This window comes from Pseudomonas sp. ICMP 561, from assembly GCF_002699985.1.
GTDB classification, from domain to species: Bacteria; Pseudomonadota; Gammaproteobacteria; order Pseudomonadales; family Pseudomonadaceae; genus Aquipseudomonas; species Aquipseudomonas quasicaspiana.
In genome coordinates, this window is record NZ_LKBT01000069.1 from 132,484 (window position 1) to 154,742 (window position 22,259).

Here is a 22,259-nt window from a genome sequence, read left to right on the forward strand (position 1 = left end):
CAGACAACAGAGTTCAAAGCCATAGCGGTCTCAACATCTCTTCGCATAAGGTTGGCAATACAAAGGCGCAACTTGAACTCGGAATGATCGCCGAAGATCAGGCCCGCACCAATGCCTGATTGCAGCACTGATCGTTCGCCCGGTTACCTAACGCCTCAACACCTGGCCAACCCCATACCAAAGCCCCCCAAACCCACGAAGTTAAAGGACAGAAATAATGAGCTCGGTCAAGGATTATCTCTTCGAGGTTGAGCAGGGCCGGTGCGTTGCATGGATCAAGGAAAACTACGACGTTGATATCGACCCCGATGAACCTTCTGATCAATGGGACACCTTGGCCTCTGACTACCAGGCGATGCTCGACGCCGAATCGGAGGAAGCAGAGGCTCAATGGCTCGAACGCCATTCGCCCAGACAATTCTTCGATGAGTTTTCAGAGGGGCTTGCGATGGCTTCCAGCCTGTTGGCACTGGGAAACGATCCAGGCCAGACCAGTACGCTTCACAAGCTTGTCTACGGTCACGCAGTCACCCTCCTGGAGACACTGATCAGCTCGATCGTCCGAAAGCTCGTGGTGACCGATCAGGGCTTGATGATGATGCTGGCAGCCAACCACGAAAGCTTGCACAAACGGACGATCACGCTCAGGGAGATTGCCGAACAGCCAAAAATTGTTGAAGCAATCGTTCTCAAGGTGCTATCCGAACTGAGCTTTCACAACCCAGCCACGATCAAGGCGGTTCTGGGAGCGATGTTTGGAGATCGCGTGAGGGGGCTTCAGATTGGTGGGGTCGCTAGTATCTGTACGAAGCGTCACGACATCGTCCATCGCAACGGCAAGACAGTCCACGACGACCCCATCGTGCTGGCTCCGGAGGAGGTGGAGCAGGCGATAGCGACCATTCGGGCATTCGCCGCAGATCTTAAAGCCAGAATCTACAGCTCCCTCGACGAGAGAGACGGCAGCGATTTGTGGCTGGTTTGTTAAGCAAACCGATCCGCTTACCCTTGAGTCACTCATCCTTGTGCTCGGGCCCATCGATAATGAAATACCCGCTTTCCCACCACCTGCCGCTGAAAGAGGGGATGCCGTCCGGCGATTGCGAGTTCAGCACACTGTAATAGCAACTCCGGACGCCAAACCTCTCATCCAACAGCTCAGCGAGCGCGGTGGCCATTTGTTGGCGCTCACTAAGATCGCGGTTCGGATCCAGCTCGTCCAGCGACGCGAGATAACGTCCCGCCTTGTTCGGCTTAACCCGGCCCGCCTTGATCAAGGCTCTGACGTAGGGGTCTGTATTGTCCTCGAACCAGAGCCAGCATCCTCCTTGCTCTCTCACGGTTTTCTTCCGCGTCGACGACTCCAGCTTCGATAGGCGGGATGAGAAGCTGAGCTGGGTGATCTCGACTACCGGGGCTGTCACTGTCATGCATGATTTGAAATCGAAGCAGGCCTTGGAAAACGCCGCTGATGGCTCGCGCTCGACAAGCCTATTGACGTTTGCCGGCAACTGGTCGCAAACCAGGATGTGGTCAAAATGCGTTTCCGAAACCAGCCCCCGATCAATAAGGGAAAGGATGTCGTACTGAAGCACCCGCGCCGTCACCCTATCAGGCACTACAACACCGATCCCTGACCACCTTTTCTGGAATAGCTTCAGCCCAGGGATGGCATTCCCCTCAACCCCATCCATCCCGATATTCTCCATGGCTTTGCGATAGTTTCCGGAGAAATACCACCGCCATTCTGAGCCGCTGATGGAAGACTCGTGAAGCTTGTGTCCAGCGTCCTCTCCATGCCCACCCCGCCCAGCAGCATCATCTATGAACGGCAGGATGCCGCCCTTCTCCGCCACCGACATGGGGAACGTCAGCGCAAAACAGGAAGCCGCTTCATTTTGCGGAGGAAGACCGTTGCGGACAGCAATTAGGTCAGCCAGGTTGAACGGTGAGAAACACACCGCCGGTTCCTCGCCCTTGATCGTCCTCTCGCCATTGCGGTAGCCATAGGTCGCCCAGAGGTGCTGGAAGCGCACAGCGATCCTGAGCAGGAAGCCGGCAGACCAATGATCATCGCCACTCTCACAGTTCATTGGAAATTGGGCGGGTATCAGTTCCGGGCGTGAATTGCTGGTCAGATCAACATCTCGGAAATAGTGGGCAATGCGAGGGGCCGTGCACACGTCGAGCTTCTTAAACATTCTATGCATCTCCACTTACCCAAAACACCCCCTCCTTCCATATGTGTTTTTGAGGGATTATTTATAACCAACTGACACCACAAAACATAGACACATACTTCGAACTATGCAAGTTAATACCGAAACTCTTCCTGACCAAAAACCAGAACAACGGATAATTAATATATTGACCAAAACCCAATCCAGATAACTAAAAAATTAAGTATCAGAAAACAAAAACCATCCCGCAACTTATCAATATAACAATAACTTGATGTTTGATGAGGCAGAAAAACAGGGGGCCCAAGTGGGATGACGGCGTTAAGTGTGCAGGGCTCCATAGTCGTCCAGGACGCAGCTCAAAACGATCACGAACCACAGCCGCCTACTTCGCCAGAGACACTGATGAGGCTCAATATTGGGCCTGCCGTCACCTGACGCTAGTATCAATTCTCCACTGAGCATTGGTGATCACATTCCCTGGGGGCCCAGCATAAATCTCTCCAACGCCACCCTCGTCCTGCTTTTGGCCGCAAAAATCAACGGCACGGATGCAGGCGTCAGGGCCGCAGCGAAGAATGTGGTCAAACAGCTGCTCCGCAGCCAGCGCGACCTCACCTATCTGGATATACACAGCAAGCAGCCAATCGAAATGGTCTGGCAGATTTCGCTGAATGTCGACGAGTAATCCTTCGGACTCGCCTCAACAACTGCGTCGTATAGTGCAGAAAGGCCGTTCGGCATCCCCGAATCCTGATCAACCTAGGCAATCGACCCGATGGACAGCCAATTTACCGCTGGTGCCACATATGGCCCCACTGCCCGGTAGCGACTAAGTCACCAGGGTGGAGTGGAAACGAAGTTGGGGATCCGTGTACGGTGGTGAGATCGGGCACGCAAGCCCGGTTTAACGACGGTAAACGGAGCAAAGACGTAATGACGCCAGTAACGGGCATCGACCCTCGCATCACCACACTTGAAATGCAGACTGCATATCGCTACTTCAATCGCCTGAGCGTGCTCGGGGGCCAGATTCTTGGGCTTCTGTGGGCTATGGCGACTGTAAAGATCAACCCACTCGTGGCAGTGGCGGCAGGTCTTGGCTGCTTGGCCTACATCCTGTATATCGGCCATGATTACCGCCAGCAATACGCGGAGATCACTAAGGCTTTCACCGGTCGTTATCGCCTGCGTCTCCTGTTGAGCGGCTGGCCAATGTTGGTGGTCATCGTGATCGTATCGGGGCTACTTTCAAAGGGTCTCAGCTGGCAGCAGATCGGCGATCACAAAGAACAGGTGCTTGCCCTGGCGGCTTTTCCAATCTTCACCTGGTTTAAACAGTGGTGGAAAGGTCAGTAAGCACCATGCTTTCTATCCTAGGCTGACATGACTTAGGCAGGCTTGGACTGACTTTCAGACAGCTAAGAAGCTGATCAAGGCTGCGCTGTAAAGGTTGAACAGGGATAGTTCGGCCTCCTCTGAACGTTTCTACCTCAAGTCCTATCACGCTATACGACCCACCTGAAAGCCTTGCCCTAGAGTGCTCCCTCTGTAAACTACCTTTTTTCACACGCGTCCCGTGGTGGCTCACCGGCAGGTGCACATCTGAAGACAGCCTGCCATTTTTTGAAATCGGAGTTCCGCTCAGGCAGAAACGGATAAGGAATTCATATGGGCATCAAAATGGGCTACGCCCTTGATCAGAACGGGGTCGAATGGGATGCGCAGACCTACCAAAAGGGTCAAGGCGCTGAGCCGCTCAGGTGCCAGCATTGTGGTGTCAACGTCACCCACAACCCTCCCCATCCTAAAGAGATTTACGACAAACCCGTGTTAGTGAGCGGGTATTTCCGGCTGTACCCAAAGCGCCCTCATGTCGCCGGCTGCAGGTTCGGCATCGATAGTGAAGTCGTTGAGATCGCCAAAACGTCTGACGGACTCATTGAGAGCTTGCGCAACAATCGTTACCGGATGCGCCTGGTCATGATCAAGGAGGCCTTGGAAGAGGCATCCAAATCCAAGAGCAATAGCAGCGGCGATAACCGTGCAGGCACTAGAAAAACCTACGCCTCAAGTTCTGGCCGCCTGCCGGCCTATATCAACTCCGCCAAGAGAGCCTTGAAGCTGCGTGCCGCGTGTACTGATGATCGGGAGCTGCAAGAGCATCTTGAGTTAGTGTTTGAGGGCAACGTGAATGTCGCCTGGAGCCAGTTCTATTTTGAAGCCGAGCGCCATATGGAAGCCTTCCATGCAGTCTCGCAAAATACGGTTCAGCATCCAATTGCGATACAGGGACGGGTCAAGGACGTGAAGTACGCAATCCAGGGTGTTGAATCCAAAAACGTCATCAACCTACTCATGAACAAATTCCGACCCGATTCTGACGACCCTGCCAATGGTATTGGCTTGGAGGTCAGCATCTGGGCAAGCGATCCGTCATGGTTCAAGGGTATTGAGAGAGATAACGAGATTCTCGTTCTTGGGATGTGGCGGTCGAACACCAAAGCCCCTGCGCCTGCCTCGCCGGGAGGACGTTACAAGACTTTTACCACTCGCCGGCTTACTCTGACACTCGTTCTGAAGACCCAGGTCATTAAGGTCTGATGCTGGGGTTGAGCGTCACAGGGCCTCCGTTCCACCGCATAGACTAGGATGATTGAAAACGCACTCATGCCAACGTCGGCTCAACTTGGATTCTATAGATGGCAGATGAACACGCGACTGAGTCGAAACCCATCCTTGCGACCGGTTTGAGGCTCAATACTGGTGAGGAAATGAACTTACATCCAGCCCTTACGACCGAGCAGTTAGACCAGCTACGCGATCGCTGGACAACCCCCGCGGGCCGTGAGCTGGTGACCCGGCTTATTAAAATCTGGCAGGCAGACAGCCAAGGCTGGCGTGAAGTTGCAGCCGAGATCCCCGAAACAGACGTTGAAGCTGCTGATCCAGGCGTCTTGGCCGACCTGCGCGGCTTGGCGATGACGAATGTAAAGCTTCGGGGCGCAATGCTGCCCTATGCCGACCTGAGCTATGCCAGTTTCCACCTATGCGACATGGAGGAGATTCGTTTTCAAGGCTCCAAATTAAGCGAGGCGGTTTTTTGCAAATGTAACCTCAAGCGAAGCGATCTATTGCAGGTCGTGGCAGACCATTCGATATTAGACCGCTGCGACATGGACGACGCCGTGTTGATTGATGCAGACTTCAGGTCATCTTGGATTCGAGGCGTACACCTGCCCCGAGCCGTGATGGATGAGGCAGATCTGCGTGATTCCCGAATAGAATACGTAGTGCTGGACGATGCTAGGATGCTCAATACCCAGTTCCCCGTAGGCTTTGATCCTACCTCAGGATTTGGGAGCTAGCATCTCCAAGTCGAAGATGTCAGGGGAAAGAACAGCCTGAACTTTTCCAGATAGTTGCCCATCATTCGGGTCGCATCTCCGAAGTCCACACTGTAGGATCCATGAGAAAATAGGGTTGGTGCCCACGGCAGCACTGTTTGCAGGCACAGGTATTGCGCTTCTATTGTTTGCGTTAAAAATATGGAAAAACTCCGCAACCCATTATTGATGGCTGCGGAAAGCACCTCGCCACACTTTAAACAACTCATTGGCCGTCTGAGTCTGCCATCATTATTGGAACGGACAGGTACGGGCAGGTGATCAATGGCGCACATAAGGCTCAGCCGCCAGGGGCAAAGCGCGGCTAATTCGGGCGAGCACATTGACCAACATGGGTGCTTAGCTGACATCGTTGATTTTGCATCATGGCTCGACAACTTTATCAGTGAAAAATCGTCACATAGATAAGCGATTAAGCGTGCAATTTATAGCAAGACCCATATAAAATTATTTCACATACAAGGACATAAGATGAAGTACGACGCTAGTAAAAGAATTGGTGATTTGGGGGAACTCACAGTCCCTTCTATGCTTATTAAAATTGATCCACAACGCTTGATAAAAGCCGAAAATGCAATTAGCGTCCTTGACAAAGAGGCAATAGATAGCTCGATTAATAACGTGACGTCAAATGCCGGTATAATTAACGAATCTACCCTTACCTCACAGACACTCCCTGAAAAGTTTTTAGATCTTCTGCTTGAATTGGGCTATGCAACCGAAGCCGGGCAGGAATTCCACATCCTTACTATAAACATAGAGAAACTGATTGACGAACTAATCGAAGAAGAAAATCGATGGCGACAAAACAAAGATTTGCTTAGCGATGCTCGACTCGTGAGTTTGTTTGAAGCAGACTGTGCATTATAAATTAACGCGCGAGCTTAGAATGGGCGGCACGAGCTATGATTTGCTGGTGCTTATTCCCCCAGAAGCCTTCCATCGTCAGCTGCCCTATAAGGCGACACGGCCGTTTCAGCAACCTCTACATCAGAGATTAGTTGACCAGTCTAGGATCGCGCCAACGGTGTCTGCTCGCTCAAGGAAGCCATCAACTTATGCGGCGATCGGCATGATGTCATGGCATATGCCGAACAACCTCAAGGGGAAGAAAATGGCTATTCCAGTCTCGAGGTCATGATAGTGTTTCACAGCGCGACCGGTCATCGCACAGTTACCAACATAATCGCAACGGACTTATGCCACACGGGCAATGCCATCCAACTTCAGTCCGTAGATAGCTGAGCCAAACCCACCTGATAGCAGTCAAAACCGGGACATTCCTCCTAACCTTGCATCCAGGTGATGCGGATTAGAAAGTGGTCAGCGGTGCAGATCAATATGGGTGTAACTTGAAAAAAACTGAGCTTCCAGTATAAACCTGCCTTACCTGCGGCCTGCCCTTCACTTGGAGAAAGAAATGGGCACGCTGCTGGGAGGAGGTTCGTTATTGCTCGGAGCGCTGCCGACGCAATAAATCTGCTAAACCCTGAGCCCAAAAAAAGGGCCATTACTGGCCCTTTTGTACTCAACCCAAGACTACTTGGAAAGCCCACGACTCAACCACGTCCGAGCCATGCTCATTTTCCCGAGCCTTTAGCAGCTTGTGGTTCCACCCTTGGTCTCAACGATCTCGCCCGAATGCGGGTTCTTATAAATCTTCAACTCACGAGCCTTGCGAGTGCCCTTCTCTGCCGCCGGCAACGGACACGATTTGCCGCGCTTAGCAGCCGCTAGATCAAGCAGACTGATTACTTCACGCAAGCTGTAGCCATTCTCCGCAAGCAAACCGCGCAGTTTGCTCTCAAACTCCATCTCGGCCTGCAGCGCTGGCACGTTACCGACCCATGTTCGCATCCCCTAAGCAACCATGGTAAAGATGTTGAACCGCGCTTCCTCACGCTTCGGCTTCGTGTCCCTCTCCTAGCCGGAAATTTTCGCAACGCCAAGTACGCTACCATGAGACTTTCCCTTGGGAGCAGACCACATGCAGCGCTTAGCTAAACCCTCGGACTACGTCCCTATGGACATACTTGATAGGCCATCTTACGTGCTCCCGTGGGAATCCAGGCTTTGCCCTGGTAACCCAACGGATGATCCTGAGGAAGGCGCGTATCTCTACAACGAATTTGCCTGCGCCTGCGCCGAGGGAGTCACCGAACGAACACCAGCCGAACAGGTTGCCGTTATCATTGAATGGACTCTGGTCACGCCTGGTGAAGCCGCGCGCAGACTGGCAATTGACTTGGCGGCTGCATACCAAGGCAAGCATCAATTCCGGTTAGAAGATTTGCAGCTATGGGATGAAGAAACTAAAGCGCATCGAGCGCACTTGGTGTTTCACAATAATGATATTCGGGAGCTTTCAGCTCAGGCCATCATGTCCTTACGTTCGAGGGCTGCTACCCCCAGCCTCTAGCTGCTACGTTTGTCTGCGATAGCCCGCAGAATCAGCGCGTCACTTGCGAGTGCCTAGCCCGTCCGCTTCGACGATGGTTTGAAAAGTGGTTACGGCTGCCTTTCAAGCGATGGTGATCATAGGCAGCGCTCCAAGCGCTGAGTACGTAATGACGTAACCTTGGACTTTCCCTAGAGTGGACACGATCAATGGCAAACGAAAACACCACTGAAGCAACCAAGTGGGAGCGCTACGACTTGGCCCGTAACAGGCTGAACATAATGATTGGTCATTATTCCGAGCTGATACGTGGTGAAGAGCAAAACACAACGCCGGATGCCAAAAAAATCAGGGCATGGGAGGGCCTCCAGGATGAACTGGCAGACCGCGATGCCGTGCTCTCGGTGGATGACCTAGAAGCAGTCGAACTAATCAACGTCGCCTACGGCCCAGCGGTCAGTGCCATTATGAAAGTTAACACCTGAAGAAATGATTGCCGCGCCCGGGAAATTTGTCAGGTAGTGTAAGCAGAGCTGACCAACCCACAACATTTTTAGGCCGCAGCCGAAGCTGCACGATCAGCTGCAAATACAAAAGCCGCCCTCAGGCGTCCTTCACTCACACAATTTACAGATCACTTACTAAGCCAAGACTCTACAACGTCAGAGCCATGTTCATTTTTCCAAGCTTTCAGCAGCTTGTGATTCCCACCTTTAGTCTCAACAATCTCGCCGCTGTGCGGGTTCTTGTAAACCTTCAGCGACCGCGCCCTTCGGGTGCCCTTCTCAGTCGCCGGCAACAGAGCCGATTTGCCGCGTTTTGCAGCCGCTGGATCCAGTAGGTTAACTATGTCACGCAAGCTGTAGCCATACTCTGCAAGCAGACCACGCAGTTTGCTCTCAAACTCCATCTCCGCCTGAAGGCCTGTGTCATTTTTCATGGCGTCCAGCTCGGCGAGCTGGGCGGCGAGTTGTTGCTCTAATTTGCGGTATTCGGCGAGACGAGACATGTGAATTCCTTCGTGATTAAAATCGTGGCTGATAACCCTCATATTAAGTGATGTGCACAAATTAGTCTGCAGTACGCGAAACCGCTTTTTGAGAGGCATGTCGTTTCCTTTGCGCCCCAGAGAAAGATATGGGCAATAAGTCATTGCGCCGCACACACTCGGAGCCGCTTGCTTTCCAAGCAAAGGTTGCTAAGACAACACCTTCGCGTAGTTGACCGGACTGGCGAGCCAACCTGACCAGCGTTTTTCCCAATAAAGATTGTGGATTTTTTCAGCAACCTCGCCGACTTGATTAGCAGGATTTAGAAGCTGGCCATTAACGCTACGGACGGGGAGTATGCCCCCGGCTGAAGACGTCAGGAACGCATCGTCAGCGTTTAACAGCTCCTGGACGTGCACTCGGCGTAGCTCTACCTGTAAGCCGAGATCCTGAGCCAGCTCAATTGCGGATTGACGGGTGACGCCTTCGAGGCAACCGTCGTTCGGGGTGATGACTACACCGTTCTTGACAATGAAAATATTGCTCCCCGGTGCCTCAGTGAGATTATCCTCGGCATCGAGTAATACAGACCAGTCCTGGCTGGCTTTCTTCGCCTGGAATAGCGAAAGCTTCATGTCCATCCAGTGGAAATTCTTGGCGGTGGGATCCACGGCCCTTGGCGAAATGCGATTGAAGGTGCTTACCCCGAGGTCGATGCCCCGGAGACGCGTTTCCTCGTCGACCAGCCAGACATAGGGCAGCGCGAAAGCATAGAACGCGTTCTTTTGCGCCGAAGGGTCTGACCGAGGCCCAGCAGGCACGCCTCGGGTCACTGCCCACCAAACGTAGGCGTCTTTGATGCCTGACAGGCGAACCAGCTCGTGGAGTATTTCCTTGGTTTGCTCGCGGCTATACGGATTGCTCAAAGCGAACTTCTCGCAGGAGCGTTCCATACGATCAAGATGTTCTTCCAGCCGGAAAAAATTCCCACGAGATACGCTAACGACATCGTAGGCTGCATCGGCGTGTATAAACCCCATATCTAACAACGGAATTTGCGCCGTATTTAAAGGCGTGTAACCCACCTGCGTAAACGCCGCACCACTTTCATATTCAGGCGCATGCGAGGCCGCAATGTGCTCATCGTGCGTCAACATGACTTGCTCAACTTTCAATAAGCTCATATTTACTTCTTTCCTTAAAGGGGAGTGATATCGATAGAAGGTTTATAACGGTGAGGCGACCGCAAGGCGTTGCTTGCCATCAGGAAAGTCACGCCCAACAGCAAGATAGCTGCCCAGCCCAGACCACTTGCATCCAGATACACGTAAAACACTCCGGCCAAGGCAGGGCCTGCGGCGTTTCCGAAGTTGGCCAGTGCCCCGCCTAACGATGAGGATCTGCCACTGGCGTCGTACAGGGCGATACCGGCTAATTGGTACGGGCTGATGAAGGTGACGCCCGTACTAAGCAGCGCTACCGCTACCAGAAAAGCCAACGGACTGCTCCCTAAGAAAATCGAGTAATAGACGAAAGCCAATACTGTTGTCCCCAGAAAAATAGGAAACAGCATTCCCAGGCGATTACCCAACTTTGATATGGCGAAACCTGCGGGTAGTTGCAGCACGGCTGACAGCATTAGCGCAATTCCCAGGTGGTTCATATCAATGACTAGGGGGACGGCCAAAATAAACACCATACCCACCGTGGCTGACTGAGCGAGAAACAGCACAAAAATCGATATCAGTAACTGCCGTCGTTTGGTATTACCTTCACGTGTTAGCGGCACAGGCTGCCCAACAGCGCATATTTGATCGGCCTTTGTATCAGGCAGTTTCCGCACAAACCAGATGGTGTTCAGCAGCATTGCTAGTTCCAGCAACTCCAGCCCTCGCGTATTCACCGCCTGAATGATCAACGGCAGTACAAAAAGCGCCACGCTGTATACGATGGAAATCGCCATCGCCGAATGCGCGTAAAAGCGCTCCGGGTGGGCAAAGGAAACGGGGATCGAATAAACCACGGCGACAACCATACCCAGCCCAGCACCACACAGGATTTTAGTCACCGCGAACATCCATGGTACTGAGTTAGACAGAGACAGTCCTAGGCTGACGAACGCTAAACCGGCGCCGAAACCGACGACCTTGCGTTTATCGAAACGGCTCAGCTGAGGGCCTGTCACTATGGCCGATATGGCCAATGCAAACAGTTCAGCGGACACCATCCACCCAGCTTCCGCTTCATTCAGACCAAACCGGGTTGTCAGACCTTGCACGTTATAGGCAACTAAATACGGCAGCATCCAGCTCAAGACAGCAAAATAGATGACGGAGGCTCTTGCCGCGCCGGTTAATAGTGGCTTCATTTACTTAACTCATAATGAACTGGATGCCGATGAAGCAGCGTTAAAATGATTTGCTGGCGCCGAATACCATCGTGGCTGAGCAGACATCGTCTTGTCCCTGATAATATAGGCACTCCGTTTTCGACATGTCGGTATCGATAAAACTGGCAGTCCAATCAATACCGAAGGCTTTTTTGGCTAACGACAACTTCTTGGTCTGGTAATAACTACGTGTCTGCCCACTCGCCGAATAAAGGTCGAGACCTACATCGTGATGCCCATACTCGACAAGCAACGTGGACTCATAAGGCAGGTCGAAGGTGTAACCCAGGTACTGATACTTGACATTAGGCACCCCGTCCATCTGATAGTCATAAATGAAGCTATAGCTGAATCCATATGCTTTTACCAAACCATAAAACTCCTTAACCGCATAGGTCGAGTTTTTGGGGTAAATGTAATGGCCTATCGTTCCCAATACACTGATTTCAGGTGTAAAGGCGTGGTAGTAACCTGCATAACCACCTTCCTCTAACCGTGTCTTGGTGTCGTAGTCGACATGGGAAGCCCACACGCCAGCCAGCCAACCAGAGCTGTGCATAAGGGTGCCTTCGAACTGCAATGCCTCATGATTACTGCTGGCCGATATACCATTGCTTCGGTAGTCGGAAACAATTGCCGGCTTCAAAGCCAAATCCAGATCCGGAGTCAACGAAATTGCGTGTGCACCAACGCTGTAAAGTGACATTAAAGAGGCCACTGCAAATACCTGTTTATTCATTATTTCCCCTACCAGCAATCGTCAGCCAGCCAGCGCCCGCCCAGTGAGGGGAGCGTGTCCGACACAGTTATAGAAACAAGGTAAAGGCAGCTAAGATGTACTAAAAATGCTCAGTACAGAAAATATTTTAATTATTATTGAAAACGGTTAATTTTCATTTATTGGCATTTCTTCAGGCAGGTAAACTCTCAAATAACTGAGTGCCGCCCTGACCCCTTCCCCAATCAGCTCTTCCGTAATCAGTCCATAACGACTGTAAGAGAGTTGCCAAACTCCATCGCAAACCGCCAACGCAATGGCAATTTTCTCTTCCAGGTAACTTTCCGAGTGGACATGAAAACGCTCTGCTAATAGTTTCGCCATGCCCATCGCCACATTACGGTTCCCCGCCACATCAGCACTGCGTACCTCAGCACTTACACCTGCACCCAGAAACAATCGCATCATCGCCGGGCGTTGATTCTGATACCGCGCTCCCTCTACCAGACTCTCTCTGAGCATTGCTTGCCAGGAAATACCGGCTAGGGGCAAACCTATAACTGCGTCTGCCGCCAAGTCCTCATGGAAACGCTGCGCCAAGCGTTCGAACAAGGAAATCTTGTTCGGGAAGAAATGGTACGTCGACGGCAAAGGAATCCTCGCCTCCCGAGCGATATCCGCCAAGCTAATGTCATCCGCTCCACGATGCTCCAGTAAGGCTTGAGCGCTATCGAGCAATGTGTTGATACGATCAATGCTGCGTTGCTGTAATGCTTTTCCACTCATAACCTTGCTCATAACCTCAGCATCAAATTCGATGGCAAATCTTGATCATGCCCGCGCTGGGGAGCAGCGTCAAACGTCGGGAGAACGGCGAGTTGCCCGTATCATTCCATAGGCGAAAAACAGCACCAATGACCAGGGCAAGTAATTGGCAAGCCCGTCCTCGCTACCTGTCAGCAGGCTATAGTTTTGAACCACCAACAAAGCGGTGGCTAATAGTCCAACCAGGGCAATGACTGCAGTTATAACCACGGCACGGCGTTCACGCAGCCGGGTAAAAAAGTGAACAATGATTGCTGCGGCCACAAAGGCTTGCAGCAGAACAATGCCTAGGGTTGCCAGTGCAGCGCTGCTGGCCCCCAAAGTCAGATAGGGTGAGGCCCCTTGAAGAGCAGGAATAATTAAGGCGAGTGCCACCACCACGGAGATAAGCGTACTTGCACGTGCTGGTGCCCCATTGCGCGTACTTACCACACTAAAATATCTGGGCAGACAGCCTTGCTGGCTGAGAGCGAGCGCATACCGCGATGCGGCATTTTGCAGCGATAGATAACTTGCAAAAATACTGGCGCAGAGCATGACTGAAGCCAGGAGTGCCACCCATTCACCACACCGTTGCTTGATGACTTCCCCAACGACTTCGCCCTGCAGTTTGATGGCTGCTTCCCGGGCGGTGTCTACGCCTAGCGTGCCTACTATTATCCAGGAGGTTATGAAGTAAAAGATCGAGATCAGCAGCACGGCCATCACAGTAGCCCGAGGAATTGAGCGTTTGGGGTCTTTGCTTTCAGCCGAATACAAGGCGGCGGATTCAAACCCGATGAAAGAGGTAAAACCCACCATCAATGCCACGCCAATACCGGGCACCAGAAGGTGCTCTGGGGCAAACGAAGCCGCCGGCAATGCCGCAATGCCGTCCTGAGCAACCGCCGCTAAATCCAGTCCAATCAGGATCAGAAACTCTGAGGCAACAATGATCAATAGCACCTTTGCGCCCAAGTCTGCGGACAGACGTCCCAGTACGCTGACGATGCAAAAGCCGATAGCCGCCCATACTTTCCAGCCGAGAGACACGCCAAAGCTACTGAATACCAGGTCAGTGAAATAACCCATCCCTGCGGCGACCGAAGCGGTCAATGCGGTGTAGGACACCAACGCCACGAGTGCTGCCCCCATGCCTACCCGCTCGCCGAAAACGTTGCGAATGTACAGATAGAAGGCGCCGCTACCTGGAAATTCGGCAACCAGAGCGCAATAACCTATAGAGAAACACAGCAGCACAGCGCCCGCGATCAGATAGGCCAGCGGCAACCCTGGCCCATTACCTAACATCAATCCAATTGGTACATTGCCCATCATTGAACCCAGAGGCGCTGCACATGCCACGACTATTAGTGCGATTTGCCAAGTCGACAACGTCTTGGCGCTACGAGCGGAAACATGGACGGGCGAACCCGCAGCCACAGCAGCTGTAACTGTCTCTGTCATACTGCATCCCTCAATTTTAAAGGGCTCCTGTAAGGAGCGCATGGCGTTAATCGATCATTAGCGGCAGGTCTTGGAAAGATGCATGAAGCCTTTTTCAGTGGCTTCCAACGTATCGTCGATATCAGCAGAGGTATGCGCAGACGACAGGAACATGTTGTGGAATGGGTGCAAGTAGGCGCCAGCCTCCAGGACTGCACTTGTCCATTCAATACCCATTTTCAAATCGACATCGTTATCGAACAGCATCTGAGGCATCTGCGATGGCCCAGTCTGGCGCAGGCCAAATGAGTATCGAGCCGCCTGCTCAGCAATCCCGTCACGCAACTTGTCCGCAGCAGCTACCATGCGCTCAAGGTAATCGCTGCTCTGGATCATTTTGAGGGTCTGCACGGTGGCAGCCATTGGCACAGCTGAGTACCAGAACGAGCCAGTGACAAACACAGACTTTGCAGCTTCACGGACACTTTCTACACCAACCAGAGCAGAGATCGGATGGCCGTTGGCAATCCCTTTACCCCAGCTGGACAAGTCCGGGCTTACGCCCAGTTTTTCAGTCCAATAGCAGTCCCGTCCAAGGCGAAAGCCTGTGCGTACTTCATCGACGATCAACAGCGCGCCATACTCATCACACAGTGTGCGCGCCGCCTCGGCATACTCTTGGGTAGGAAAGAACTGGTCTTCAAAAACTTCGTGGCGGAACGGCGTGGCGTAGACACCGGCGACATCGCCGTCAGCGCGCTTGAATGCATCGGCGAGACTATCGGAGTCGTTGTAGTCGAAATAGATGATATTGGCGCGATCCTCCTTGGTGATGCCCGCCATTACCGGGGTGTTCCAATTGGCGGCGCCGTGATAAGCCCCCTTGGCCAGCAGGATCTTGGACTTTCCGGTGTGAGCGCGTGCACACACCATGGCGATGGAATTGGCGTCACTGCCGTTCTTGCAGAACATCGCCCAATCCGCGTGGCTGATCATGGAAACCAACTGTTCGGCTGCCAGCACCATCGCCGGGCCCGGGCCCGTCATGGTATCGCCCAACATCATTTGCGCCATGGCTGCGCTTTCTACTTCCGCATTGCGGTAACCCAGAAGATTAGTGCCGTAACCGCATAGGTAATCCACATAGCAGTTGCCGTCTACGTCCCAGATTCTTGAGCCCTCGGCCTTGGCGAAGTATTGAGGGTAGTTAGGGGCCATGAGTGCATGCCCCACGTTGAGGTGCCCATACATCCCCCCAGGAATTACCAAACGTGCCCGCTCTCGGAGCTCGGCGTCCAATATTTTTTTGTTCATTAAAAATGCTCATAAAGTGATAGACAATTCCACTTTATTAACAAAGCACTTTGCATGCCAGCTTTGTAAGCTCAATAAATACAACGCCCATCGTGGATTTTTAAAAATAATTTTGATAGGTAATTCGACTTATGACCCGCCTTGGTGCGGTCAAGGGCTCGGGAGTTGCATAGAGGTGCATTCGGAGCTTCGGCGTGCCTGTCGGCTAACCTGCGTGCAAAGGAAGGGAGATCCAAGCGAGTGTCGATGCAGTATTTGAATGCCAAGGGGAGCGAATGAACGAATACATACTATTGATGCACCGGGATGCGCCCAACGGGGACGCTGCGTCTGACATGGCGCAGTGGGCTCAATATCTCCCCCATCTACGCAGCACCGGCCAATTCGATGGTGGCAGCTCGATTGGTCAAGGGGAGCGTCTACGTAAAGATCACTTGAGTCAGCCTAGCGATACTCAACTCAGTGGATTTATTCGAGTCCGCGCAGAGAGTCTCGTTGAAGCTAAAAAGCTACTGGTCGGCAATCCAGCTTATGAGGCCGGCGGTACAGTGGATATTCGGGAGTTACCCCGCACCCAACGCTTAGGTAAGATTGGAGCTTTGGCTCGTTTGCCTGGCTTAAATAGGGATGAGCTCTGAATGGACAAAGCTTCGACAGTCCGAGCGATTCTTTCAAGCGACCCCGTTAAGTCGCGATTGCTTGAAACAGTGCGCTCTCTTAGGTTGCCAGATTGCTGGATAGGAGCGGGGTTCGTCCGAAACGCGGTGTGGGACTATTTGCACGGGCGTGATTCGTCTCCGGTCTCAACAGATGTTGATGTCATCTGGTTCGATGCAAAGCGTTGCTCTCCAGAGGAAGATGGGGCTCTTGAGGCCGTCCTTACGTAGCTAGACCCGACCGTAACGTGGTCTGTAAAAAACCAAGCCTGAATGCATCTTCAGAATGGCGATGAACCTTACCCTTCTGCGAACGACGCAATGCGGTACTGGCCAGGAACCGCAACATCGATAGCCGTAAGGCTGCTCGCGGAAGGCTCATTAGAAGCTGCAGCACCGCTGGGACTGGACGATTTATTTGGGTTGGTTTCAGACCCACAGAGAGGTTTTCCACGTCGAAAAAAAGCGATCTTTGAACAACGCTTCAAGTCTAAAAACTGGATGGAGATATGGCCTCTGATTACGCTTGGGTCAGCTCCCATGGCACAACCATTGTTCGACTTTGATCTCAAACGCGTTTCACAAGAGCACTACATCGCTGGCCTGCCGTGCGCCGCGCTTTGAGATGTGATCGGTCATCAGCGGCTCTTGTGCACTGGTCTTATTACCCTAGCAGCAACGGTGACAGGGACAGCATGGGAACTCATTTATAGCTAAGGCTCATGGAGCAGCTGTTGCGCTAGGTATCAAATTAAACCTAGCGCGCGATGAGAGGCCACCTCCCAGCTCAATCGATAACTCTGCCACTGTAAGCCAATGACAAGCAGCGTGTGGCCCCGCTTCAGCGCTGAACCATTATCGGACACAGTGCGGTGATGATGGAGCCCACATGCGAAAACATGCAGTTTGTGCACGGCAACACAGAGTGAGCGCCCACCTTGCAATCCTTTTCGGATGACAAGACCCGCGATTCATCCTTCAGCACATCAGGCGCTGAATCCGCCATCTGCAGTCAACGAAGTGCCAGTAATCAGGTCTGCTGCAGGGCTCGCGAGGAACGCCACGATGTCTCCGATCTCACTAGGCTTGGCGTACCGGCCTAGCGAGGTAAGGCTGCGCTGAAAATCGGCATTTTCGCCATTAGCCGGATTCATTTCCGTATCCACCGACCCTGGCAGTACGAGGTTTACCGTCACTCCTTTAGGGCCCAGCTCGCGGGAGAGGCCCCGGGTGAAAGAAAGGAGTGCGGACTTTGTCATTGCGTAAGCTGTCACTCCCGGAAAAGGCACACGCTCCGCTAATGCCGAACCGATTGAAATGATGCGTCCACCTGCGGGGAGATGCGGGATAGCCGCCTGAGCAAACAACACCGGCGCACGCACATTGATATCCAGCATTGCCTGGATGTCTTCGAGGCTAATTTCCGCAACCGTTCCAGGGCGACCAATAGCAGCATTGTTAATGAGGATGTCGAGGCCACCAAGCCCTTCTACGGTCTCTGCAACGGCGCGCAGGATGGATTCTGGATCAGCGCTATCGGCCTGGATAGCAATGCCTCGCCGTCCTTGATCCGTAATCGACTTGACCACACCAGCAGCATGATCCACTGACCGTTCGTAAGTGATTGCAACGTCTGCACCATTCTCTGCCAGCGCTTTTGCAATGGCTGCCCCGATTCCACGTGAGCCACCAGTAACAAGTGCCCGTTTGCCGCTGAGGTTTTTCATCGTCTTTTCCATTTGTTTAGTGGTCGATAAACAAATAGTGAAAGCATTGCTTAATTACGTCAACTGATTTATTTAGTGATCGATGAAGAAAGTTATCGATCACAGCCACACGAAAGAACCTGCGCCGCTACGCCGCCGGGGTCGCCCTCGCGCGTTCGACCGAGAGGCAGCACTGGCTACCGCCACCCATTTGTTCTGGCTGAAGGGCTACGAGGCGACTTCAATCCTCGATCTCACTGCGGCGCTTGGGATAGCAGCACCCAGCCTGTACTCCGCGTTCGGATCGAAAGACGCTCTGTATGCGGAGGCACTGGACTTCTATTACAAGACCTATGAAGGGCTCGTGTGGGGGAGCTTCCGATCCGCCAGCACTGCACGCGAGGCGGCCATCGCGTATCTCTACAACTCGGCGGCAGCTCTGACTGGGTCAGTCTGTGATATCCCGCGTGGTTGCATGGCAACGCTTGCCACTGTTGGGAGTGATGGTCATGGTGAGCTCAGTGATTTGATGCGAACGAATCGCGCAGGTGCATTTACGCTTCTGATCAACCGCTTCGAGAAAGCCGTGAGTGATGGTGAGTTGTCTCCATCGGTCGACATCAGCAAGCTCGCCCGCTTCCTACAGACCGTTCAAAGCGGCATGTCAATTCGAGCGCGGGACGGTGCGGATCGGAAGGAACTGGAGGCAGTGGCTGAAGTTACTATGCTGGGATGGGACGCCCTAGTGGCCGCGCAATAATTTGCGTTTCAATAGCCTTGTGCAACGGGATCGCAAGAACCCGACAGCCAGCCTTCAGTAAAGGAAAACCAGCAGTCTTATCCAGGAGTTAGCAAGTCCCACCACCTCCGGTCGTCATGGCTAAGCAGACAATGCACTTTGCTCGACTTCTGTCCCTTTCCGAAGGCAAAAGTGCCTTAGTTAGATTCCAGTTCGTTGGGCCATACATCCTTAAGCCATCTTTAGAAACGCTCGTACTCGTTCAGAGCTAGGTCGTTCAAAGAACTCAACTGGCGTTCCTCGTTCGATAATGATGCCTTTCTCAAGAAAAACTACCTGATCCGACGCCTGTCTAGCGAAGTCCATCTCATGCGTGACGATTATCATCGTATAGCCCTCAGCAGAAAGCGCTTTCATCACCGCAAGGACTTCTGAGACCATCTCTGGATCTAGTGCCGATGTTGGTTCGTCGAACAAGATGACCTCTGGCTCCATTGCTAACGCACGAGCGATGGCTACGCGTTGTTTTTGCCCTCCGGACAACGACCATGGATAGCTGTCGCACTTGTGCGACATACCCACCTTATCCAGAAGCTGTTCGGCTTTCGCGGTTGCAACCTTGCGCGATATGCCTTGGACGTGGATCGGGGCCTCTATGAGGTTTTGCAAGACTGTCAAATGCGGCCAAAGGTGAAATCCTTGGAAAACCATTGCCGTCTTGGCTCGCATCTTTGCCAACTGACGGTTCGACATCGGCCGACCGCTGCTCTCATCCACACCAATTCGTGATCCCGCAATTGTGATAGAACCCCGATCAGGCTCTTCCAGCCAGTTGATGCACCTAAGCAGGGTAGATTTGCCCGATCCAGATGAACCGAGGATGCTCACCGTAGTTCCTGTCTCTACGCGCAAATCCACATCACGTAACACCTCCACACCGTCGAAGCTTTTGGACAGATGGCTAATTTCGACTGCAATTTTGCTTACGCTCATGTAACCAAACCTCTATTCCGTGCCAAATCGCCGACCTTTCTAACAAGTGCTTCAATGGCCAGGCTAACCAACCAGTAAAATCCAATCGCGACGACAAAGGCCTGAACTGGAATGAAATACACAGACTGGATGGCCGTGGCCGCCCCCGTCAGATCTTGCACAGTAATGATGCTCAGAAAGGCGGTGTCTTTTAGACACATGATCAGTTGATTCCCCAGCATGGGCGCACTACGCATAATCAACTGAGGAAGCAAAATCCTGCGGTACATCACCGAGGTTGTATATCCATGAGCCTTTGCAGACTCACCCTGCCCTCGTGGCAATGATGAGCGAGCACCTCGTAGTATCTCGGTGAAATACAGGCCGTGGTAAGCAATGAGCGCCACATAGCTTACGAAAAGTGCGTCTAATCTAACTCCAGCCACTGGCAGCCCGTAATAGAGCAGGTATACCAACACCAGAAACGGCATCATTCGCATGGTATCCACCGACAAGCGTACAACCGTTGTCAGAGGCCCTTTTCCTTTTTCCAAAGCCAGCTGCAGAACGCATCCCATCAAGAGTGCGCATATTGAACAAACCACAAAGAGTTCCACAGTGGTTTGAAATCCGGTCAGCAGAATGTGGCGCTGCCCCCAGAGAACTTCCCAAGCGCTCATTAAAATTCCTTAACCGGCAAGCCGTTGGGCGTACTGTTCAAAATATCGCTGAGCCCTCACTAATATAAAAATCATTGCCATGTACACCACGGCGGCAGCGATGATTGAGGGTAGCGGTTCGTAGGTTTCAGCTGCTATGCGGTTCGTGACACGTGTCAGCTCTACGATTCCTATCACCGCAACCGCAGGACTACCCTTGATAAGACCGGACATTTCGCTCACAAGGCCCGGTAAAGCGCTGACGGTAACCTGCGGAAGCACAATACGGCGAAAACATAACCAGGGCGTCATCCCAGCGCTTTTCGCCGCCTCCAACTGTTCACGAGGGAAACTGGCGAATGCTGTTCGCCAGATCTCCGCGTTGAAAGCCATTGTATTGAGCGTTAAAGCGATTACTCCAACTGCGAACAGACTGACATCCAGCCCGAGAGAAGGCGCCGCGATAAATACAGCCAGTGTCAACGTCAACACAGGAGTGGCCCGGATAAGGCTGATATATAGCGCTAGGAATTGACTGAGAAAGGGCACACGCGCCAGGCGCACGAGACCTATCAATAAGCCTAGGGTAACCCCGGCCACGATTGAGCAAACTGACAGACCGACAGTCGTCAGCGCTCCCTCCCACAGCATTTTCCAGGAATTGATATCCATACTTTATCCCCACGCGGAGTGCCACTAGACGGTAGCTATCCACAATTATTTGGCTTGAGTGAGCGCTTTAAATTGTTCAACTGAAGTTACAGGTACATGGGGGAGATCAGGGAAGGACTGTCCAAACCACTTCATTTGAAGCTCGGCTAGACGACCATTCGACTGCAAATGGGCGATAAATCCTGATAGGTAATCCAATAGCTCAGTATTCCCTTTGGCGACCATCCAGCCGTGAAAGCCAGGGCCTGAGACTGGCTGCCCGATGGCAAAGATTTTTGAGCGTTCCTTAACCACCGACTGAGCACCGATGATCGAGTTGATCATGTAATCAAGACGACCGTTTGCCAGGTCTGCGTAGATCTCGGGGGTAGACGGATACTCAACAACCTTTCCAAGCGCTCCACCCGTCTGAGCAAGCATAGCCTTGAGTTCTGGCAGTCGAGCGAGCTGGGCGCTGCCAGCTTGTACGCCGACAGTTTTTCCGTTCAGATCAGCGACAGACTTGATGCTGTCGTCATTGGCACGTTTAACGTAATAGTGAGTGGCAGATGCGATAGGGGTTACAAAATCGTAGGCCTTGAGGCGATCCTCCGTCATGATCGTACCTGTGACAGCAGCATCATATTTGCCTGCAGAAAGCGCGGCGAGCATACCTGTCCACGGGATAATGTCGCGATGCACCTTGAAGGCGGCATATTTGCCGAGTTCATCCAACATGTCGTGTTCAAAGCCCGTCGGCTTGCCGTCTTGTACGAAGACAAAGGGCCGAAAATCGTCTTCGCTGGCAGTGTTAATAAATCCTCGAGCATTTATCTCTTGCAATGTTGCGGCATGTAGCACCCCAGTGAATATCGGGAGACTAATCACTAATGCAGCAATGGTCGATTTAAGTGTTGATATTTTTCTGACGTGCACACGGCCGGGTTTAACGATGTATTTATCAAGCATCGCAATGACTCCAATTTAGGTCGGCAGATTGCTCATTAAATAACAACAAAGCGCGACCATCTTCGAGGCCTTCGCCGATAAAACAACGATTACAAAACAGATAGATTATTCACTAAAATCAGAAACCAATTATCGCTGGGAAATTTTCGCGCTAAGAAACGCAATGGTGATGCGCTAAGTTATTTCGCGCACTCACCCTTTGCGTGGTTTATTATGCTGATTACATCCTAACAACCCATCAGTATCTGATAAAACTAATATT

At 52.4% G+C, this 22,259-nt stretch carries 24 protein-coding genes and 3 pseudogenes; 12 read left to right on the top strand and 15 right to left on the bottom strand.

Annotation, left to right across the window (positions count from 1 at the left end; genetic code table 11):
* Window positions 1-217 precede the first annotated feature (217 nt).
* Complete coding sequence (locus AO242_RS27345) at window positions 218-988, top strand: hypothetical protein (protein ID WP_176560704.1); 771 nt, start codon at window positions 218-220, stop codon at window positions 986-988.
* 25 nt (window positions 989-1,013) lie between these two features.
* Here the strand turns inward: AO242_RS27345 and AO242_RS27350 are convergent, their stop codons facing one another.
* On the bottom strand, window positions 1,014-2,201 hold the full coding sequence (locus AO242_RS27350) for a DUF4427 domain-containing protein (protein ID WP_257153518.1): 1,188 nt from the start codon (window positions 2,199-2,201) through the stop codon (window positions 1,014-1,016).
* 397 nt (window positions 2,202-2,598) lie between these two features.
* Here AO242_RS27350 and AO242_RS27355 point away from each other — a divergent pair, with 397 nt between their 5' ends.
* The 6 genes and pseudogenes from AO242_RS27355 (at window position 2,599) to AO242_RS27380 (ending at window position 7,080) form a co-directional block, all read left to right on the top strand.
* Window positions 2,599-2,868 carry a DUF7740 domain-containing protein gene (locus AO242_RS27355; protein WP_306475068.1) on the top strand — a complete coding sequence of 90 codons (270 nt, stop codon included), beginning with the start codon at window positions 2,599-2,601 and terminating at the stop codon, window positions 2,866-2,868.
* Window positions 2,869-3,116: 248 nt separating this feature from the next.
* The gene (locus AO242_RS27360; RefSeq protein ID WP_099271139.1) at window positions 3,117-3,539 is read left to right on the top strand and encodes a hypothetical protein; all 423 of its coding nucleotides are present in this window, start codon (window positions 3,117-3,119) and stop codon (window positions 3,537-3,539) included.
* Between the two features lie 312 nt (window positions 3,540-3,851).
* The gene (locus AO242_RS27365) at window positions 3,852-4,784 is read left to right on the top strand and encodes a hypothetical protein (RefSeq protein WP_099271140.1); all 933 of its coding nucleotides are present in this window, start codon (window positions 3,852-3,854) and stop codon (window positions 4,782-4,784) included.
* A gap of 98 nt (window positions 4,785-4,882) precedes the next feature.
* Complete coding sequence (locus AO242_RS27370; protein WP_099271141.1) at window positions 4,883-5,548, top strand: pentapeptide repeat-containing protein; 666 nt, start codon at window positions 4,883-4,885, stop codon at window positions 5,546-5,548.
* A gap of 510 nt (window positions 5,549-6,058) precedes the next feature.
* The gene (locus AO242_RS27375; RefSeq protein ID WP_099271142.1) at window positions 6,059-6,457 is read left to right on the top strand and encodes a hypothetical protein; all 399 of its coding nucleotides are present in this window, start codon (window positions 6,059-6,061) and stop codon (window positions 6,455-6,457) included.
* A 482-nt stretch (window positions 6,458-6,939) separates the two neighbouring features.
* Window positions 6,940-7,080 (top strand): annotated as a pseudogene (locus AO242_RS27380) (DUF2256 domain-containing protein).
* 35 nt (window positions 7,081-7,115) lie between these two features.
* Here AO242_RS27380 and AO242_RS30325 read toward each other — a convergent pair.
* Both AO242_RS30325 and AO242_RS27385 read right to left on the bottom strand, forming a co-directional pair.
* Window positions 7,116-7,198 (bottom strand): annotated as a pseudogene (locus AO242_RS30325) (hypothetical protein); the annotation flags it as partial.
* The gene (locus tag AO242_RS27385; protein WP_306475069.1) at window positions 7,184-7,444 is read right to left on the bottom strand and encodes a histone-like nucleoid-structuring protein, MvaT/MvaU family; all 261 of its coding nucleotides are present in this window, start codon (window positions 7,442-7,444) and stop codon (window positions 7,184-7,186) included. The pseudogene AO242_RS30325 and the gene AO242_RS27385, both read right to left, overlap by 15 nt.
* A 130-nt stretch (window positions 7,445-7,574) precedes the next feature.
* On the opposite strand from AO242_RS27385, the gene AO242_RS27390 reads away from it, so the two are divergent.
* On the top strand, window positions 7,575-8,006 hold the full coding sequence (locus tag AO242_RS27390) for a hypothetical protein (protein WP_099271143.1): 432 nt from the start codon (window positions 7,575-7,577) through the stop codon (window positions 8,004-8,006).
* 188 nt (window positions 8,007-8,194) lie between these two features.
* Window positions 8,195-8,470 (top strand): hypothetical protein, encoded by a 276-nt coding sequence (locus AO242_RS27395; RefSeq protein WP_099271144.1) that lies wholly within the window; start codon window positions 8,195-8,197, stop codon window positions 8,468-8,470.
* Window positions 8,471-8,619: 149 nt separating this feature from the next.
* On the opposite strand, the gene AO242_RS27400 is transcribed toward AO242_RS27395, so the two are convergent.
* From AO242_RS27400 to AO242_RS27430, 7 genes are all read right to left on the bottom strand, one after another.
* Window positions 8,620-8,994 (bottom strand): histone-like nucleoid-structuring protein, MvaT/MvaU family, encoded by a 375-nt coding sequence (locus AO242_RS27400; RefSeq protein WP_099271240.1) that lies wholly within the window; start codon window positions 8,992-8,994, stop codon window positions 8,620-8,622.
* 189 nt (window positions 8,995-9,183) lie between these two features.
* Window positions 9,184-10,158, bottom strand: a complete 975-nt coding sequence (locus tag AO242_RS27405) for an aminotransferase class IV (protein ID WP_099271145.1) — start codon at window positions 10,156-10,158, stop codon at window positions 9,184-9,186.
* 14 nt (window positions 10,159-10,172) lie between these two features.
* Complete coding sequence (locus tag AO242_RS27410; RefSeq protein WP_099271146.1) at window positions 10,173-11,342, bottom strand: MFS transporter; 1,170 nt, start codon at window positions 11,340-11,342, stop codon at window positions 10,173-10,175.
* 40 nt (window positions 11,343-11,382) lie between these two features.
* Entirely contained in the window at window positions 11,383-12,102 is a 720-nt protein-coding gene (locus AO242_RS27415; RefSeq protein ID WP_099271147.1) for a TorF family putative porin, read from the bottom strand.
* 147 nt (window positions 12,103-12,249) lie between these two features.
* Window positions 12,250-12,867, bottom strand: a complete 618-nt coding sequence (locus tag AO242_RS27420; RefSeq protein ID WP_176560705.1) for a TetR/AcrR family transcriptional regulator — start codon at window positions 12,865-12,867, stop codon at window positions 12,250-12,252.
* Between the two features lie 69 nt (window positions 12,868-12,936).
* Window positions 12,937-14,394 carry an APC family permease gene (locus AO242_RS27425; RefSeq protein WP_099271149.1) on the bottom strand — a complete coding sequence of 486 codons (1,458 nt, stop codon included), beginning with the start codon at window positions 14,392-14,394 and terminating at the stop codon, window positions 12,937-12,939.
* 15 nt (window positions 14,395-14,409) lie between these two features.
* Window positions 14,410-15,549: an aminotransferase class III-fold pyridoxal phosphate-dependent enzyme gene (locus AO242_RS27430; protein WP_218927860.1), complete on the bottom strand. Its 1,140-nt coding sequence runs from the start codon at window positions 15,547-15,549 to the stop codon at window positions 14,410-14,412.
* Window positions 15,550-15,920: 371 nt separating this feature from the next.
* On the opposite strand from AO242_RS27430, the gene AO242_RS27435 reads away from it, so the two are divergent.
* Together AO242_RS27435 and AO242_RS27440 are read left to right on the top strand one after the other, a co-directional pair.
* Entirely contained in the window at window positions 15,921-16,283 is a 363-nt protein-coding gene (locus tag AO242_RS27435; RefSeq protein WP_218927861.1) for a hypothetical protein, read from the top strand.
* A pseudogene (locus AO242_RS27440) lies at window positions 16,284-16,925 on the top strand (nucleotidyltransferase family protein).
* 362 nt (window positions 16,926-17,287) lie between these two features.
* Here AO242_RS27440 and AO242_RS27445 read toward each other — a convergent pair.
* The gene (locus tag AO242_RS27445) at window positions 17,288-18,028 is read right to left on the bottom strand and encodes an SDR family NAD(P)-dependent oxidoreductase (protein ID WP_099271151.1); all 741 of its coding nucleotides are present in this window, start codon (window positions 18,026-18,028) and stop codon (window positions 17,288-17,290) included.
* Window positions 18,029-18,110: 82 nt separating this feature from the next.
* Between AO242_RS27445 and AO242_RS27450 the strand changes: the two genes are divergently transcribed.
* Window positions 18,111-18,767 (top strand): TetR/AcrR family transcriptional regulator, encoded by a 657-nt coding sequence (locus tag AO242_RS27450; RefSeq protein ID WP_099271152.1) that lies wholly within the window; start codon window positions 18,111-18,113, stop codon window positions 18,765-18,767.
* A gap of 210 nt (window positions 18,768-18,977) precedes the next feature.
* On the opposite strand, the gene AO242_RS27455 is transcribed toward AO242_RS27450, so the two are convergent.
* Genes AO242_RS27455 through AO242_RS27470 form a run of 4 tightly spaced genes read right to left on the bottom strand, consistent with a single transcriptional unit; the run spans window position 18,978 to window position 21,997 of the window.
* Window positions 18,978-19,739 (bottom strand): amino acid ABC transporter ATP-binding protein, encoded by a 762-nt coding sequence (locus AO242_RS27455; protein ID WP_099271153.1) that lies wholly within the window; start codon window positions 19,737-19,739, stop codon window positions 18,978-18,980.
* Window positions 19,736-20,398 (bottom strand): amino acid ABC transporter permease, encoded by a 663-nt coding sequence (locus AO242_RS27460; protein WP_099271154.1) that lies wholly within the window; start codon window positions 20,396-20,398, stop codon window positions 19,736-19,738. The genes AO242_RS27455 and AO242_RS27460 overlap by 4 nt, the downstream gene beginning before the upstream one ends.
* Before the next feature lie 9 nt (window positions 20,399-20,407).
* Window positions 20,408-21,049 carry an amino acid ABC transporter permease gene (locus tag AO242_RS27465; RefSeq protein ID WP_099271155.1) on the bottom strand — a complete coding sequence of 214 codons (642 nt, stop codon included), beginning with the start codon at window positions 21,047-21,049 and terminating at the stop codon, window positions 20,408-20,410.
* 45 nt (window positions 21,050-21,094) lie between these two features.
* On the bottom strand, window positions 21,095-21,997 hold the full coding sequence (locus tag AO242_RS27470; RefSeq protein ID WP_099271156.1) for a transporter substrate-binding domain-containing protein: 903 nt from the start codon (window positions 21,995-21,997) through the stop codon (window positions 21,095-21,097).
* Between the last annotated feature and the right edge of the window lie 262 nt (window positions 21,998-22,259).

Coding starts and splice junctions, on each gene's coding strand:
- AO242_RS27345 (WP_176560704.1), top strand. CDS start 218: ATGAGCTCGGTCAAGGATTATCTCTTCGAGGTTGAGCAGGGCCGGTGC.
- AO242_RS27350 (WP_257153518.1), bottom strand. CDS start 2,201: ATGTTTAAGAAGCTCGACGTGTGCACGGCCCCTCGCATTGCCCACTAT.
- AO242_RS27360 (WP_099271139.1), top strand. CDS start 3,117: ATGACGCCAGTAACGGGCATCGACCCTCGCATCACCACACTTGAAATG.
- AO242_RS27365 (WP_099271140.1), top strand. CDS start 3,852: ATGGGCATCAAAATGGGCTACGCCCTTGATCAGAACGGGGTCGAATGG.
- AO242_RS27370 (WP_099271141.1), top strand. CDS start 4,883: ATGGCAGATGAACACGCGACTGAGTCGAAACCCATCCTTGCGACCGGT.
- AO242_RS27375 (WP_099271142.1), top strand. CDS start 6,059: ATGAAGTACGACGCTAGTAAAAGAATTGGTGATTTGGGGGAACTCACA.
- AO242_RS27385 (WP_306475069.1), bottom strand. CDS start 7,444: ATGCGAACATGGGTCGGTAACGTGCCAGCGCTGCAGGCCGAGATGGAG.
- AO242_RS27390 (WP_099271143.1), top strand. CDS start 7,575: ATGCAGCGCTTAGCTAAACCCTCGGACTACGTCCCTATGGACATACTT.
- AO242_RS27395 (WP_099271144.1), top strand. CDS start 8,195: ATGGCAAACGAAAACACCACTGAAGCAACCAAGTGGGAGCGCTACGAC.
- AO242_RS27400 (WP_099271240.1), bottom strand. CDS start 8,994: ATGTCTCGTCTCGCCGAATACCGCAAATTAGAGCAACAACTCGCCGCC.
- AO242_RS27405 (WP_099271145.1), bottom strand. CDS start 10,158: ATGAGCTTATTGAAAGTTGAGCAAGTCATGTTGACGCACGATGAGCAC.
- AO242_RS27410 (WP_099271146.1), bottom strand. CDS start 11,342: ATGAAGCCACTATTAACCGGCGCGGCAAGAGCCTCCGTCATCTATTTT.
- AO242_RS27415 (WP_099271147.1), bottom strand. CDS start 12,102: ATGAATAAACAGGTATTTGCAGTGGCCTCTTTAATGTCACTTTACAGC.
- AO242_RS27420 (WP_176560705.1), bottom strand. CDS start 12,867: ATGAGTGGAAAAGCATTACAGCAACGCAGCATTGATCGTATCAACACA.
- AO242_RS27425 (WP_099271149.1), bottom strand. CDS start 14,394: ATGCGCTCCTTACAGGAGCCCTTTAAAATTGAGGGATGCAGTATGACA.
- AO242_RS27430 (WP_218927860.1), bottom strand. CDS start 15,549: ATGGCCCCTAACTACCCTCAATACTTCGCCAAGGCCGAGGGCTCAAGA.
- AO242_RS27435 (WP_218927861.1), top strand. CDS start 15,921: ATGAACGAATACATACTATTGATGCACCGGGATGCGCCCAACGGGGAC.
- AO242_RS27445 (WP_099271151.1), bottom strand. CDS start 18,028: ATGAAAAACCTCAGCGGCAAACGGGCACTTGTTACTGGTGGCTCACGT.
- AO242_RS27450 (WP_099271152.1), top strand. CDS start 18,111: ATGAAGAAAGTTATCGATCACAGCCACACGAAAGAACCTGCGCCGCTA.
- AO242_RS27455 (WP_099271153.1), bottom strand. CDS start 19,739: ATGAGCGTAAGCAAAATTGCAGTCGAAATTAGCCATCTGTCCAAAAGC.
- AO242_RS27460 (WP_099271154.1), bottom strand. CDS start 20,398: ATGAGCGCTTGGGAAGTTCTCTGGGGGCAGCGCCACATTCTGCTGACC.
- AO242_RS27465 (WP_099271155.1), bottom strand. CDS start 21,049: ATGGATATCAATTCCTGGAAAATGCTGTGGGAGGGAGCGCTGACGACT.
- AO242_RS27470 (WP_099271156.1), bottom strand. CDS start 21,997: ATGCTTGATAAATACATCGTTAAACCCGGCCGTGTGCACGTCAGAAAA.